Below are 12,380 nucleotides of genomic sequence, written 5' to 3' on the forward strand. Positions count from 1 at the left end.
GCTCCGGCTCGGCGTCAGGCTCGAGTCATTTCGTCCTTTATTCGGAGCTTTTGCTTCTTGAGGCTGGCAAGCGCGGACGGATCCGGCGCGGGTCTTTGCAACTCGTTGACAATTCGGGCTTCGAGCCCGGCGTGCTTGGCTTGAAGGGCGGCCAGATGCACATTGTCCATTGCGAGACACTCCTCTCGTTTCGCCGATGGGGGAAGGAGTTAAACACACCTGTCCCGAGTCTGTCTCGCCCTTTGTGACTAAAGTGCGACGAACGCGTTGCCCCTTTGCGACGGGCTGCTTGAGCGCGGCCCCGAACGTGATAGTCTTGAGGGATGGGGCAAAGCGAAGAAGAAATAGCCAGGCGATTGGCGGCGTTGCGTACCGAACATCGCGATCTCGACGATTCGATCACCGCGCTTTTGCTGAGCGGCCATGTCGACCAGCTTCAGCTGGCGCGCCTCAAGCGACGCAAATTGCGGCTGAAGGACGAGATCGCGCTGCTCGAGGATCAGCTTATCCCCGACATAATCGCCTGATCCCGTATCGGGACGCGGTTTACCTCTTTCCGACGTTCCGGCCGGCGCGGGAACGTGGCAAAAGCAGGCTATGGCACTGGATCACGCCAGGAAATTGATGACCGCGCGACTGGTCGACAGCCTCTATACCGAGGCGATGGTCATGGCCGACGAGGCGCGCGGCTATTTCGACGAGGTCGGCCGCGGCGACCGCGACTTGCTGGCGCCGGCGCAGCGCGTCGCGTTTTCGTGTGAGTCGCTGAAAGTGACGACCCGACTGATGCACGTCATTGCCTGGCTGCTGACCCGCAAGGCGATCGCGGCGGGGGAAATCCGCGAGGACGATCCGGGCGCCGATTCCCGCCGGCTTGGCCGCGAAGTGGACAGCGACGCCGCCGTCATCGACAACCTGCCGGGACCGGCGCAGGCGATCATCCGGTCCAGCATGGATCTGTACGACCGCGTCGCCCGGATCGATCGCGGCCTTATCGAGCCGGAGCCCGAGAGCCCGGCGCTGGGGCTGCTTCGCCGGATCGAGCGAGCGCTGTGACAAGCCCCTTCCCTTCAGGGGAGGGGTTGGGGTGGGGCAGTCTTCACTTCGTTCCGGCTTCGGTGTTTTGATCGGCCTGCGGCCGAACCCCACCCCTTTCCCCTCCCCTGAAGGGGAGGGGCCGTGGCTCACTTCATCTTGGCGAGCAGCTCCGCCTTGGCCGCGCGATATTCCTGTTCCAGCCGGTCGACGCGCTCGGCGACGGTCTCGATGGCCTTGACGGCGCCGATGCCCTGGCCGGAGCCCCAGATGTCGCGCCACGCCTTCTTCGCCTGATTGGCGCCGCCGCCGAAATCCATCGTCTTATAGTCGCCCTGCGGCAGATTGTCGGGATCGAGGCCGGAGGCTTCGATCGACTGGCGCAGATAGTTGCCGTGCACGCCGGTGAAGAGATCCGAATAGACGATGTCGGCAGCGCGGCCGGCGACGATGCCGCTCTTGTAGGTCTCGTCCGCATTGGCCTCGACCGTCGCGATGAACGGGGAGCCGATATAGGCGAGGTCGGCGCCCATCGCTTGCGCGCCCAGCACCGAACGCCCGGTCGCGATCGCTCCCGAAAGGGCGATCGGCCCGTCGAACCATTCGCGGATTTCGGACACCAGCGCAAACGGCGAAGTGGTGCCGGCATGGCCGCCCGCACCGGCGGCCACCGGAATCAGCCCGTCCGCGCCTTTCTCGATCGCCTTGCGCGCGAAGCGGTCGTTGATGACGTCGTGCAGCGTGATCCCGCCCCAGCCGTGCACGGCCTGGTTCAAATCCTCGCGCGCGCCCAGTGAGGTGATGACGATCGGCACCTGCCATTTGGCGCAGGTCGCGACGTCCTGTTCCAGCCGGTCGTTCGATTTGTGCACGATCTGGTTGACCGCGAACGGCGCGGCCGGGCGGTCCGGGTGCTTGCGGTTATGCTCGGCCAGCTCCTCGGTGATGCGGTGCAGCCATTCGTCGAGCAGCGACTGCGGCCGCGCGTTCAGCGCGGGGAAGGAGCCGACGATCCCCGCCTTGCACTGGGCAATGACGAGGTCGGGACCGGACACGATGAACAAAGGCGAGCCGATGACCGGCAGGCGCAAGCGATCGAAGAGAGGCGGCAAGCTCATGTTTCGGTTTCATAGCGAAACGAAAGCGAGCGGGAAGACCTATTCCGCTGCGACGTCTTCCAGCGGCACCGGAACGGGATCGGACAGGCGGATCGTATCGAGGATGCGGGCGGTCTCGTCGCGGACCTTCAGCATCACCCAATGGATGCGGCACTGGTCCTGCGTGATGCAGTTCTTGCACGGCTCCGGGGCGAGGCGGCTGGCGCAGGGAACCAGCGCGAGCGAGCCGCGCGTCAGCCGGATGATGTCGCCATAGCTGATTTCGCCGGGCCGCTTGGCCAGCCAATAGCCTCCATCCTTGCCGCGCAGCGTCTCGACCAGGCCGGCGCGGCCCATTTCGGAGAGGATAACCGTCAGGAACTTGGCCGGAATATTCTGCGCGGCCGAAATCTCGCCAAGCTGCACCGGTCCCTTCCCGTAGCGGTCCGCAAGATGCAGCAAGGCGCGGATGGCATAACGGGTCCGTTGCGACAGCATCCGCCTGAAATGGCGGGAATCGGACCATTTTTCAAGTTTGCAAAAAAGTTCCCGGCAAATGCGACGAGCCGTGATCGGACCGGAGAAAAGGGGCGCTTTTCCCCATGCGGAGTGGTAGTCTGTGGACAACCGACTCGCCGTCCTGTTCGCGATGGCGCCGCCCGGGGAGAGCATAAATGCCAGAGTCGCAAGCCGAATATTGGGCCCGCAGAGCCAAAGAGCATGCCCGACTCGCCGCAGCCGCGCCGCACCGGGCAGCAGTCGCCGCGCATCAGGCGCTTTCGCGCGCCTATGAGCAGCGTGCCGAAGACGTGAAAATCACGGCGCACGGCTGACCGCATTCGGGGCGTCCGGCCCCGTTGACCGGCGGACACCTCGCCGCTATAGGCCCGCCACGCTCGCGAGCCCGGTGGTGACTTATGTCGCCTTGGACGCGCGGGTGAGCTTGAACATTGTTGGCGCATGAGGGGGCCAGGAGGCAGCACGCCGCCGCGGCTCTTTTAGTTTTGAAACGGTTCGGGCGCCAGCAAAGTAACCGTGTGAAAGGTGAAGGGCTTCAATGCCGACGATCAATCAGCTGGTCCGCAAGGGCCGCGAGCCGCAGAAGGCCAAGTCCAAGGTCCCTGCGATGGAACAGAACCCGCAAAAGCGGGGCGTGTGCACGCGCGTCTATACGACGACGCCGAAGAAGCCGAACTCGGCGCTCCGCAAGGTGGCCAAGGTTCGTCTGACCAACCAGCGCGAAGTCATCAGCTACATCCCGGGCGAAGGTCACAACCTTCAGGAGCACTCGGTGGTGCTGATCCGCGGCGGCCGCGTCCGCGACTTGCCGGGCGTCCGCTATCACGTGCTGCGCGGCGTGCTCGACACGCAGGGCGTCAAGGACCGCAAGCAGAGCCGTTCGAAGTACGGCGCAAAGCGGCCCAAGTAACAGGCCAAGTAAGCTCCGGACAGGTTCCGGATGAAGCTGAAGCAGAAAGGTATTACCAATGGCTCGTCGTCGTCGTCCCGAGAAGCGGGAAATCCTGCCTGATCCCGTTTACGGCGATCAGGTTCTCTCCAAGTTCATGAATTCGGTGATGCTGGACGGCAAGAAGTCCGTCGCCGAATCGATCGTCTATTCGGCGCTGCAGACCGTCGAGCAGCGCGCCAAGCGCGAGCCGCTGGGCGTGTTCCACGACGCGCTCAACAACATCAAGCCAGGCATCGAGGTTCGCAGCCGCCGCGTCGGCGGCGCCACCTATCAGGTGCCGGTCGAAGTCCGCGCCGAGCGCGCTCAGGCGCTTGCCATCCGCTGGCTGATCTCGGCTGCGCGCGCGCGCAGCGAGAAGACGATGTCGGCGCGCCTGTCGGGCGAGTTGATGGACGCCGCGCAGAACCGCGGCAACGCCGTGAAGAAGCGCGAGGACACGCACCGCATGGCGGAAGCGAACCGCGCGTTCAGCCACTACCGCTGGTAAGTTTCGTACTTATATCGTGGGGAGCGGGCACCCGTGCCCGCTCCCCACATCGCTAAGGATCAAAGATCATGGCCCGCAGCCATCCGCTCGAGCGCTATCGCAATATCGGCATCATGGCGCACATCGACGCCGGCAAGACCACGACGACCGAGCGCATCCTCTATTACACCGGTAAGTCCTACAAGATCGGCGAAGTGCATGAAGGCACCGCCACGATGGACTGGATGGAGCAGGAGCAGGAGCGCGGCATCACGATCACGTCGGCCGCGACGACCTGCTTCTGGAACGACCACCGGATCAACATCATCGACACGCCGGGCCACGTCGACTTCACCATCGAAGTCGAGCGTTCGCTGCGCGTGCTCGACGGCGCGGTCGCGTGCTTCGACGGCGTTGCCGGCGTGGAGCCGCAGTCCGAGACCGTGTGGCGCCAGGCCGAGAAGTACAACGTGCCGCGCATGTGCTTCGTCAACAAGCTCGACCGCACCGGCGCGAGCTTCGAGCGCTGTGTGGAGATGATCAAGGACCGCCTCGGCGCCCGTCCGGCCGTGCTCTATTTGCCGATCGGCATCGAGGGCGGCTTTAAGGGTCTCGTCGACCTGGTCGAGAACCGCGCGATCATCTGGCTCGAAGAGTCGCTGGGCGCGAAGTTCGAATACCAGCCGATCCCGGACGATCTGAAGGACGCCGCCGAAATGGCGCGCGCCGAGCTGATCGAAATGGCGGTCGAGCAGGACGACGCCGCGATGGAAGCGTTCTTCGAGGGCAAGGAGCCCGACGTCGCGACGCTGAAGGCGCTGATCCGCAAGGGTACGCTGAACTTCTCGTTCGTGCCGGTGCTGTGCGGCTCGGCGTTCAAGAACAAGGGCGTGCAGCCGCTGCTCGACGGCGTCGTCGACTATCTGCCGTCGCCGCTCGACATTCCGAACGTGCAGGGGGTGAAGCTCGACGGCGAGACGCCGGACGAGCGCCCGGCCGACGACAGCGCGCCGTTCTCGGCGCTGGCGTTCAAGATCATGAACGATCCGTTCGTCGGTTCGCTCACCTTCGCGCGCATCTACTCGGGCAAGCTCGAGAAGGGCACCATCCTGAACTCGGTGAAGGACAAGAAGGAAAAGATCGGCCGCATGCTCCTCATGCATGCCAACAGCCGTGAGGACATCGACGAGGCCTATGCCGGGGACATCGTCGCCATCGCGGGCCTGAAGGAAACGACGACCGGCGACACGCTGTGCGCGCCGAACGCCCCGATCATTCTCGAGCGGATGGAATTCCCCGAGCCGGTGATCGAGCTGTCGGTGGAACCGAAGACCAAGGCCGACCAGGAGAAGATGGGCCTCGCCCTCAACCGCCTGGCCGCCGAGGACCCGTCGTTCCGCGTCTCGACCGATCACGAATCGGGCCAGACCATCATCAAGGGGATGGGCGAGCTCCACCTCGAGATCCTGGTCGACCGCATGAAGCGCGAGTTCAAGGTCGAGGCCAATGTCGGCGCGCCGCAGGTCGCCTATCGCGAGTATCTCGCGAAGCCGGTCTCGATCGACTACACCCACAAGAAGCAGTCGGGCGGCTCCGGCCAGTTCGGCCGCGTGAAGGTGGAAGTGAAGCCGGGCGAACGCGGTTCGGGCTTTCAGTTCTTCGACGAGATCAAGGGCGGCAACATCCCGCGCGAATATATCCCGTCGGTGGAGAAGGGCTTCCGCGAGACCGCGGAGACCGGTCACCTGATCGGCTTCCCGATCATCGACTTCGAAGTGCACCTGATCGACGGTGCGTACCACGACGTCGACTCGTCGGCGCTGGCCTTCGAAATCTGCGCCCGCGGCGCGATGCGTGAAACGGCCGCCAAGGCCGGCATCAAACTGCTCGAGCCGATCATGAAGGTGGAAGTGGTGACGCCGGAAGACTATCTGGGTGACGTCATCGGCGACCTGAACAGCCGCCGCGGCCAGATCCAGGGCACCGACACGCGCGGCAATGCCCAGGCGGTCTCGGCGCTGGTCCCGCTCGCCAACATGTTCGGCTATGTGAACCAGCTCCGGTCCTTCACCCAGGGCCGCGCGCAGTACACGATGCAGTTCAGCCACTATGACGAAGTGCCGCAGAACGTGGCCGACGAAGTGAAGGCGAAGCTGGCCTGAGGCGGGCGGAGCTAAGCCCGGCTTAGCTCAACCTCGCCGAAAGGCCGGCCGGCCTCGGGCCCGCCCCGAGGACCGACGACGGCGGATTCATTCCGCCGTCGGCCCGGTGTCAAGCGGGACCCCGGATCAAGTCCGGGGTGACGAGGTGGAAGGGCTGGCGTTCGATTGAATCAGCCGCTATGGGGCCGCGTTCTCGCGCGCCCCATGACGGCCGGGGAAACAGACTCATAAGGTAGGAAGAAAATGGCCAAAGCGAAATTCGAGCGGAACAAGCCGCACGTTAACATCGGCACCATCGGTCACGTCGACCATGGCAAGACGTCGCTGACCGCGGCGATCACCAAGGTTCTGGCCGAGACGGGCGGCGCGACGTTCGTCGATTACGCCAACATCGACAAGGCGCCGGAAGAGCGCGAGCGCGGCATCACGATCTCGACCGCTCACGTCGAGTACGAGACCAACGACCGCCACTATGCGCACGTCGATTGCCCGGGCCACGCCGACTATGTGAAGAACATGATCACCGGCGCCGCGCAGATGGACGGCGCGATTCTGGTCGTGTCGGCCGCCGACGGCCCGATGCCGCAGACCAAGGAGCACATCCTGCTCGCCAAGCAGGTCGGCGTGCCGACGATGGTCGTGTTCCTGAACAAGGTCGACCAGGTCGACGATCCCGAGCTGCTGGAGCTCGTCGAGCTCGAAATCCGCGAGGAGCTTTCCAAGCGCGACTTCGACGGCGACAATATTCCGATCATCGCCGGCTCGGCGCTCGCCGCGCTCGAGGACAGCAATGACGAAATCGGCAAGCAGGCGATCCTGAAGCTGATGGCCGAAGTCGACAAGTGGATCCCGACCCCGGAGCGTCCGCTCGACAAGCCCTTCCTGATGCCGATCGAGGACGTGTTCTCGATCTCCGGCCGCGGCACCGTCGTGACCGGTCGCGTCGAGCAGGGCGTGGTCAAGGTCGGCGAGGAAGTCGAGATCGTCGGCATCAAGGACACCCGCAAGACCGTCGTCACCGGCGTCGAGATGTTCCGCAAGCTGCTCGACCAGGGCCAGGCGGGCGACAACATCGGCGCGCTGATCCGCGGCGTCGGCCGTGAGGAAGTCGAGCGCGGCCAGGTTCTGGCCAAGCCCGGCTCGATCACCCCGCACACCGACTTCACCTCGGAAGTCTATGTCCTCTCGAAGGACGAGGGTGGCCGTCACACGCCGTTCTTCGCCAACTATCGTCCGCAGTTCTACTTCCGGACCACGGACGTCACCGGCGAAGTGCAGCTTCCCGAGGGCACCGAGATGGTGATGCCGGGCGACAACGTGCAGCTCACGATCAAGCTCATCGCGCCGATCGCGATGGACCAGGGTCTGCGCTTCGCGATCCGTGAAGGCGGCCGCACCGTCGGCGCCGGCGTCGTCGCGAACATCATCAAGTAAGCTTTATCGCTTGCATCGCCGCCCGGCCCTCTCTAGGGGGCCGGGCGGTTTTGCAATTAATGTAAGCCCGGTCGAACCGGGCATGGCTCTTTCGCATCGGTAGTGGACATGGAAACCCAGAATATCCGGATTCGCCTCAAGGCGTTCGATCATCGCGTGCTCGATCAGGCGACGGGAGACATCGCCGACACCGCCCGACGTACGGGCGCTCTGATCCGGGGTCCCATTCCGCTCCCGACGCGCATCGAAAAGTTCACCGTCAACCGGTCCCCGCACGTCGACAAGAAGTCGCGCGAGCAGTTCGAGGTGCGTACCTACAAGCGCATGCTCGACATCGTGCAGCCGACCCCGCAGACCGTCGATGCTCTTATGAAGCTCGATCTCGCCGCGGGTGTTGATGTCGAGATCAAACTCGCGTAAGGGCCCGGCTTCTCGACGGAGAAGGTGATTCACCGCTCCGTCATTCGGCCTTGATGGCCGACTGTTTGGCCGGCTTCCGGCAAGACGGAATAGCAAGGGATACCGCAGGGCGCTTTCGTTAGCGACCTGGCCTGCGTCCCCGCCATTCGCAGCAATGCGGATATCCAGCCCGGGCGGGGGCGTATCGAACATTGGGTTGGGCCTCGGGAAACCCCGGGGCTTTTTCGTTGGCACGCTCCCGAGCTCGCACGAGCGACGGAGCCTCTGTTTGGAAGGAACCAGATCATGCGCACTGGCGTGATCGCGAAGAAAATGGGCATGACCCGCCTGTTTCAGGAAGACGGCCGGCACGTTCCGGTGACGGTCCTGCAACTGGACAATCTGCAGGTTATCGGACGTCGTGAAATGGACCGTGACGGTTACGTCGCGGTGCAGCTCGGCGCCGGCACGGCGAAGGCGAAGAACGTCGCCAAGCCGCAGCGTGGCGCATTCGGCAAGGCCGAAGTCGAGCCCAAGGCACGCGTCGCCGAATTCCGTGTCGCCGAGGACGCGCTCCTCGATGTCGGCGCAGAGATTTCGGCCGATCACTTCGTCGCCGGCCAGCTCGTCGACGTTTCGGGCCACACCCAGGGCAAGGGCTTTGCGGGCGGCATGAAGCGTTGGGGCTTCGGCGGTCTGCGCGCCACCCACGGCGTCTCGGTTTCGCACCGCTCGCTCGGTTCGACCGGCAACCGCCAGGATCCGGGCCGCGTATTCAAGAACAAGAAGATGGCCGGCCATATGGGCGACCGTCAGCGCACCCAGCAGAATCTCGAAGTCGTCTTCACCGACGCCGCGCGCGGCCTGATCTTCGTCAAGGGGTCGGTGCCGGGCCACAAGGGCGCCTGGCTGACGATCAAGGACGCCGTGAAGGTCGCGCGCCACCAGGACGCGCCGTATCCGGCCGGCCTGCGCTCGCCCGAGCACAACGAAGAGCCGGCTGTGCCCGAGGTCGATCCGGCCGCCGTGCACGAGCTGCCGCCGCTGCCGGGCGCCGACGAAGTCGCCGCCGGCGTTGCCGCTGCCGACGAGCACGGCGCTGGCTCTGTCGACGCGGGCGCGAGCGGTGCCGCGGCCGACGACAACAACACCGGCCAGGAGGGCTGAACGTGAAGGTCAAGGTTCAAACCCTCGACGCCAAGGGCAAGGGCGAGATCGAGCTCAAGGACGAGATTTTCGGTCTCGAGCCGCGCGCCGACATCCTGCACCGCGTCGTCACCTGGCAGCTCGAGAAGCGCCGCGGCACGGCCCGCGGCACCCGCGAGCGCGCCGATGTGGCCCGCACCGGCAAGAAGTTCGGCCGCCAGAAGGGCGGCGGCACCGCCCGTCACGGCGATCGCCGCGCGCCGGTGTTCATCGGCGGCGGTAAGGCGCACGGCGCCCGCGTTCGCGACTTCAATCCGTCGCTGAACAAGAAGATCCGCGCGCTCGGCCTGAAGATGGCGCTGTCGTCGAAGGCCAAGGACGGCAAGCTGATCGTCATGGAAACGCTGGAGCTGAAGGACGCCAAGACCAAGGCGCTGCAGGGCAACCTCGCGGCTCTGGGCTTCGGCAAGACGGCGCTGGTGATCGACGGCGACACGGTCGAGACGAGCTTCGCGCTCGCCGCGAACAATCTCCGCGAGATCAACTTGCTCCCGGCGATCGGCGCCAACGTCTATGATATCCTGAAGCACGACACGCTGGTGCTCACCCGGGCCGCTGTCGAAAAGCTGGAGGCCCGGTTCAATGGCTAAGAAGCAGGCCGCGGCCGCGATCGACACCCGTCATTACGACGTGGTCGTCGCGCCGCACATCACCGAAAAATCGACACTGCTCAGCGAGCATAATGCGGTCGTGTTCAAGGTCGCCGACAGCGCGACCAAGCCGCAGATCAAGGCGGCCGTCGAGGCACTGTTCAACGTGACGGTGACCGGCGTGAACACGATCAACCAGAAGGGCAAGACCAAGCGCTGGAAGGGCAAGCCCTACACGCGCTCGGACGTGAAGAAGGCGATCGTGACGCTGAAAGACGGCGACTCGATCGACGTGACGACGGGGATCCAGGGCTAATGGCACTCAAGCATTACAACCCGACGAGCCCGGCCCGCCGCGGCCTTATTCTCGTCGACAAGTCTTCGCTGTGGAAGGGCAAGCCCGTCAAGGCGCTGACCGAAGGCAAGCGCAAGACCGGCGGCCGCAACAACAAGGGCCATGTCACGTCGCGCGGCATCGCCGGCGGCCACAAGCAGCGCTATCGTTATATCGATTTCAAGCGCCGCAAGTGGGATGCCCCGGCAACGGTCGAGCGGATCGAGTACGATCCCAACCGCACCGCGTTCATCGCGCTGGTCAAGTATGAGGACGGCGAGCTCGCCTACATCCTCGCGCCGCAGCGCCTTGGCGCTGGCGACGTGGTCGTGGCCGGCAAGAAGACCGACGTGAAGCCGGGCAATGCGATGGAAATCGGCCAGGTTCCGGTCGGCACCATCGTCCACAACGTCGAGATGAAGCCCGGCAAGGGTGGTCAGATCGCGCGTTCGGCGGGCACCTATGTGCAGGTCGTGGGCCGTGACCGCGGGATGGTGATCGTTCGCCTGAACTCGGGCGAGCAGCGCTACATCCACGGCGCCTGCATGGCGACGGTGGGTGCGGTGTCGAACCCCGACAACGCCAACCAGTATCTTGCCAAGGCCGGCCGCAACCGCTGGCTGGGCAAGCGCCCGCTGACTCGCGGCGTCGCCAAGAACCCGGTCGACCACCCGCATGGCGGTGGTGAAGGCCGGACCTCGGGCGGCCGTCATCCGGTCACTCCGTGGGGCAAGCCGACCAAGGGTGCGCGCACTCGTCACAATAAGTCGACCGACAAGATGATCATCCGGTCGCGTCACGCGAAGAAGAAGGGTTAAGAGATGGCCCGTTCCGTCTGGAAAGGTCCGTTCGTCGAGCTCAGCCTTCTGAAGAAGGCCGAAACGGCGCAGGAATCCGGTGGCCGTGCGCCGATCAAGACCTGGTCGCGCCGTTCGACGATCCTGCCGCAGTTCGTTGGGCTGACGTTCAACGTCTATAACGGCCGCAAGTTCGTGCCGGTCTCTGTCAACGAAGACATGGTGGGCATGAAGCTCGGCGAGTTCGCGCCGACGCGCTTCTTCCCGGGCCATGCCGCCGACAAGAAGGGCAAGCGCTGATGTCGAAGGCGAAATCCCCCCGCAAGGTGGACGACAAGGAAGCCTTGTCGGTCGGCACGCAGATCCGCGGCTCGGCCCAGAAGCTGAACCTGGTCGCCGGCCTCATCCGCGGCAAGAAGGCCGGGGAAGCGATGAGCATCCTCCAGTTCTCGCCCAAGGCGATGGCGGTCGATGTCCGCAAGGTTCTGGCGAGCGCGATTGCGAACGCCGAGAACAATCACAATCTGGATGTCGACGCGCTGGTCGTGAAAGAGGCCAGCGTCGGCAAGTCGATCTCCATGAAGCGGTTCGCCACCCGCGCCCGCGGCCGTTCGGCCCGGATCGTGAAGCCGTTTTCGCGGCTGCGGATCGTCGTGCGCGAGCAGGAAGAAGCATAATGGGTCAGAAGAGCAATCCGATCGGCCTCCGTCTCCAGATCAACCGGACCTGGGACAGCCGCTGGTTCGCGGAAGGCAGCGACTATGGTCGCCTGCTTCTCGAGGACCTGCAAATCCGCAAGCACATTATGAAGACGCTGCCGCAGGCGGCGATCTCCAAGGTGGTGATCGAGCGTCCGGCCAAGCTGTGCCGTATCTCGATCTACGCGGCGCGCCCCGGTGTGATCATCGGCAAGAAGGGTGCGGACATCGAAAAGCTTCGCAAGAAGCTGAACGAGATGACCGCCTCGGACGTGTCGCTGAACATCGTCGAGATCCGCAAGCCCGAGATCGACTCGAAGCTGGTGGCCCAGTCGGTCGCCGATCAGCTCGAGCGTCGTATCGCCTTCCGCCGCGCGATGAAGCGCGCGGTGCAGTCGGCGCTGCGCCTGGGCGCGGAAGGCATCCGCATCACCTGCTCGGGCCGTCTTGGCGGCGCCGAGATCGCGCGGACCGAATGGTATCGTGAAGGCCGCGTGCCGCTGCACACGCTGCGCGCGAACGTCGATTATGCCGAGGCCGAGGCCCACACCGCTTATGGCGTGTGCGGCGTCAAGGTCTGGATCTTCAAGGGCGAAATCCTTGGCCATGATCCGACGGCGACCGACCGCCTGATGATGGAAGCGCAGACTTCCGGCGTGCGTCCGGCGCGCGAAGACCGCCGCTAAGGATA

18 protein-coding genes are annotated in these 12,380 nt (G+C 64.7%); 15 read left to right on the top strand and 3 right to left on the bottom strand.

Annotated features, from left to right (window positions below; genetic code table 11):
• Positions 1-14: 14 nt before the first annotated feature.
• On the bottom strand, positions 15-170 hold the full coding sequence (locus ACFSCW_RS06925) for a YdcH family protein (protein ID WP_380888120.1): 156 nt from the start codon (positions 168-170) through the stop codon (positions 15-17).
• Positions 171-323: 153 nt separating this feature from the next.
• Here ACFSCW_RS06925 and ACFSCW_RS06930 point away from each other — a divergent pair, with 153 nt between their 5' ends.
• Together ACFSCW_RS06930 and ACFSCW_RS06935 are read left to right on the top strand one after the other, a co-directional pair.
• A complete protein-coding gene (locus ACFSCW_RS06930; RefSeq protein WP_380888121.1) occupies positions 324-527 on the top strand; it encodes a YdcH family protein in 204 nt (67 codons plus the stop codon).
• A gap of 70 nt (positions 528-597) precedes the next feature.
• Entirely contained in the window at positions 598-1,056 is a 459-nt protein-coding gene (locus ACFSCW_RS06935) for a DUF1465 family protein (protein ID WP_380888122.1), read from the top strand.
• A gap of 128 nt (positions 1,057-1,184) precedes the next feature.
• Here the strand turns inward: ACFSCW_RS06935 and ACFSCW_RS06940 are convergent, their stop codons facing one another.
• Both ACFSCW_RS06940 and ACFSCW_RS06945 read right to left on the bottom strand, forming a co-directional pair.
• Complete coding sequence (locus tag ACFSCW_RS06940) at positions 1,185-2,153, bottom strand: NAD(P)H-dependent flavin oxidoreductase (RefSeq protein WP_380888123.1); 969 nt, start codon at positions 2,151-2,153, stop codon at positions 1,185-1,187.
• A 39-nt stretch (positions 2,154-2,192) separates the two neighbouring features.
• Entirely contained in the window at positions 2,193-2,630 is a 438-nt protein-coding gene (locus ACFSCW_RS06945; RefSeq protein WP_380888124.1) for an RrF2 family transcriptional regulator, read from the bottom strand.
• Positions 2,631-2,806: 176 nt separating this feature from the next.
• Here ACFSCW_RS06945 and ACFSCW_RS06950 point away from each other — a divergent pair, with 176 nt between their 5' ends.
• The 13 genes from ACFSCW_RS06950 to rpsC all read left to right on the top strand — a co-directional run bounded on the left by ACFSCW_RS06950 (position 2,807) and on the right by rpsC (position 12,375).
• Positions 2,807-2,965 carry a hypothetical protein gene (locus tag ACFSCW_RS06950; RefSeq protein WP_380888125.1) on the top strand — a complete coding sequence of 53 codons (159 nt, stop codon included), beginning with the start codon at positions 2,807-2,809 and terminating at the stop codon, positions 2,963-2,965.
• Positions 2,966-3,189: 224 nt separating this feature from the next.
• The gene (gene rpsL / locus ACFSCW_RS06955; RefSeq protein WP_019831557.1) at positions 3,190-3,561 is read left to right on the top strand and encodes a 30S ribosomal protein S12; all 372 of its coding nucleotides are present in this window, start codon (positions 3,190-3,192) and stop codon (positions 3,559-3,561) included.
• Positions 3,562-3,619: 58 nt separating this feature from the next.
• Entirely contained in the window at positions 3,620-4,090 is a 471-nt protein-coding gene (gene rpsG / locus ACFSCW_RS06960) for a 30S ribosomal protein S7 (RefSeq protein ID WP_380888126.1), read from the top strand.
• Between the two features lie 68 nt (positions 4,091-4,158).
• Complete coding sequence (gene fusA, locus ACFSCW_RS06965) at positions 4,159-6,231, top strand: elongation factor G (RefSeq protein ID WP_380888127.1); 2,073 nt, start codon at positions 4,159-4,161, stop codon at positions 6,229-6,231.
• A 243-nt stretch (positions 6,232-6,474) separates the two neighbouring features.
• The gene (tuf, locus tag ACFSCW_RS06970) at positions 6,475-7,665 is read left to right on the top strand and encodes an elongation factor Tu (RefSeq protein WP_380888128.1); all 1,191 of its coding nucleotides are present in this window, start codon (positions 6,475-6,477) and stop codon (positions 7,663-7,665) included.
• A 108-nt stretch (positions 7,666-7,773) separates the two neighbouring features.
• The gene (gene rpsJ / locus ACFSCW_RS06975) at positions 7,774-8,085 is read left to right on the top strand and encodes a 30S ribosomal protein S10 (protein WP_046347132.1); all 312 of its coding nucleotides are present in this window, start codon (positions 7,774-7,776) and stop codon (positions 8,083-8,085) included.
• A 285-nt stretch (positions 8,086-8,370) separates the two neighbouring features.
• Complete coding sequence (rplC, locus tag ACFSCW_RS06980; RefSeq protein WP_380888129.1) at positions 8,371-9,231, top strand: 50S ribosomal protein L3; 861 nt, start codon at positions 8,371-8,373, stop codon at positions 9,229-9,231.
• Positions 9,232-9,233: 2 nt separating this feature from the next.
• Complete coding sequence (gene rplD, locus ACFSCW_RS06985; protein WP_380888130.1) at positions 9,234-9,860, top strand: 50S ribosomal protein L4; 627 nt, start codon at positions 9,234-9,236, stop codon at positions 9,858-9,860.
• Positions 9,853-10,176 (top strand): 50S ribosomal protein L23, encoded by a 324-nt coding sequence (locus ACFSCW_RS06990; RefSeq protein WP_380888131.1) that lies wholly within the window; start codon positions 9,853-9,855, stop codon positions 10,174-10,176. Before rplD ends, ACFSCW_RS06990 begins: the two co-directional genes overlap by 8 nt.
• Positions 10,176-11,012 carry a 50S ribosomal protein L2 gene (gene rplB / locus ACFSCW_RS06995; RefSeq protein WP_380888132.1) on the top strand — a complete coding sequence of 279 codons (837 nt, stop codon included), beginning with the start codon at positions 10,176-10,178 and terminating at the stop codon, positions 11,010-11,012. Before ACFSCW_RS06990 ends, rplB begins: the two co-directional genes overlap by 1 nt.
• A 3-nt stretch (positions 11,013-11,015) precedes the next feature.
• Positions 11,016-11,291, top strand: coding sequence for a 30S ribosomal protein S19 (gene rpsS / locus ACFSCW_RS07000; protein WP_327460175.1), 276 nt, complete (start codon positions 11,016-11,018; stop codon positions 11,289-11,291).
• Positions 11,291-11,668, top strand: coding sequence for a 50S ribosomal protein L22 (rplV, locus tag ACFSCW_RS07005; protein ID WP_380888133.1), 378 nt, complete (start codon positions 11,291-11,293; stop codon positions 11,666-11,668). The genes rpsS and rplV overlap by 1 nt, the downstream gene beginning before the upstream one ends.
• On the top strand, positions 11,668-12,375 hold the full coding sequence (gene rpsC / locus ACFSCW_RS07010; protein WP_380888134.1) for a 30S ribosomal protein S3: 708 nt from the start codon (positions 11,668-11,670) through the stop codon (positions 12,373-12,375). The genes rplV and rpsC overlap by 1 nt, the downstream gene beginning before the upstream one ends.
• The last annotated feature ends 5 nt before the right edge of the window (positions 12,376-12,380 follow it).

It is taken from the genome of Sphingomonas tabacisoli (genome assembly GCF_042678385.1).
In the GTDB taxonomy this organism is placed as follows: Bacteria; Pseudomonadota; Alphaproteobacteria; order Sphingomonadales; family Sphingomonadaceae; genus Sphingomonas_B; species Sphingomonas_B tabacisoli.

Coding starts and splice junctions, on each gene's coding strand:
- fusA (WP_380888127.1), top strand. CDS start 4,159: ATGGCCCGCAGCCATCCGCTCGAGCGCTATCGCAATATCGGCATCATG.
- rpsL (WP_019831557.1), top strand. CDS start 3,190: ATGCCGACGATCAATCAGCTGGTCCGCAAGGGCCGCGAGCCGCAGAAG.
- rpsJ (WP_046347132.1), top strand. CDS start 7,774: ATGGAAACCCAGAATATCCGGATTCGCCTCAAGGCGTTCGATCATCGC.
- tuf (WP_380888128.1), top strand. CDS start 6,475: ATGGCCAAAGCGAAATTCGAGCGGAACAAGCCGCACGTTAACATCGGC.
- ACFSCW_RS06930 (WP_380888121.1), top strand. CDS start 324: ATGGGGCAAAGCGAAGAAGAAATAGCCAGGCGATTGGCGGCGTTGCGT.
- rpsG (WP_380888126.1), top strand. CDS start 3,620: ATGGCTCGTCGTCGTCGTCCCGAGAAGCGGGAAATCCTGCCTGATCCC.
- rplC (WP_380888129.1), top strand. CDS start 8,371: ATGCGCACTGGCGTGATCGCGAAGAAAATGGGCATGACCCGCCTGTTT.
- ACFSCW_RS06945 (WP_380888124.1), bottom strand. CDS start 2,630: ATGCTGTCGCAACGGACCCGTTATGCCATCCGCGCCTTGCTGCATCTT.
- rplB (WP_380888132.1), top strand. CDS start 10,176: ATGGCACTCAAGCATTACAACCCGACGAGCCCGGCCCGCCGCGGCCTT.
- ACFSCW_RS06990 (WP_380888131.1), top strand. CDS start 9,853: ATGGCTAAGAAGCAGGCCGCGGCCGCGATCGACACCCGTCATTACGAC.
- rpsS (WP_327460175.1), top strand. CDS start 11,016: ATGGCCCGTTCCGTCTGGAAAGGTCCGTTCGTCGAGCTCAGCCTTCTG.
- rpsC (WP_380888134.1), top strand. CDS start 11,668: ATGGGTCAGAAGAGCAATCCGATCGGCCTCCGTCTCCAGATCAACCGG.
- rplV (WP_380888133.1), top strand. CDS start 11,291: ATGTCGAAGGCGAAATCCCCCCGCAAGGTGGACGACAAGGAAGCCTTG.
- ACFSCW_RS06935 (WP_380888122.1), top strand. CDS start 598: ATGGCACTGGATCACGCCAGGAAATTGATGACCGCGCGACTGGTCGAC.
- ACFSCW_RS06940 (WP_380888123.1), bottom strand. CDS start 2,153: ATGAGCTTGCCGCCTCTCTTCGATCGCTTGCGCCTGCCGGTCATCGGC.
- ACFSCW_RS06950 (WP_380888125.1), top strand. CDS start 2,807: ATGCCAGAGTCGCAAGCCGAATATTGGGCCCGCAGAGCCAAAGAGCAT.
- ACFSCW_RS06925 (WP_380888120.1), bottom strand. CDS start 170: ATGGACAATGTGCATCTGGCCGCCCTTCAAGCCAAGCACGCCGGGCTC.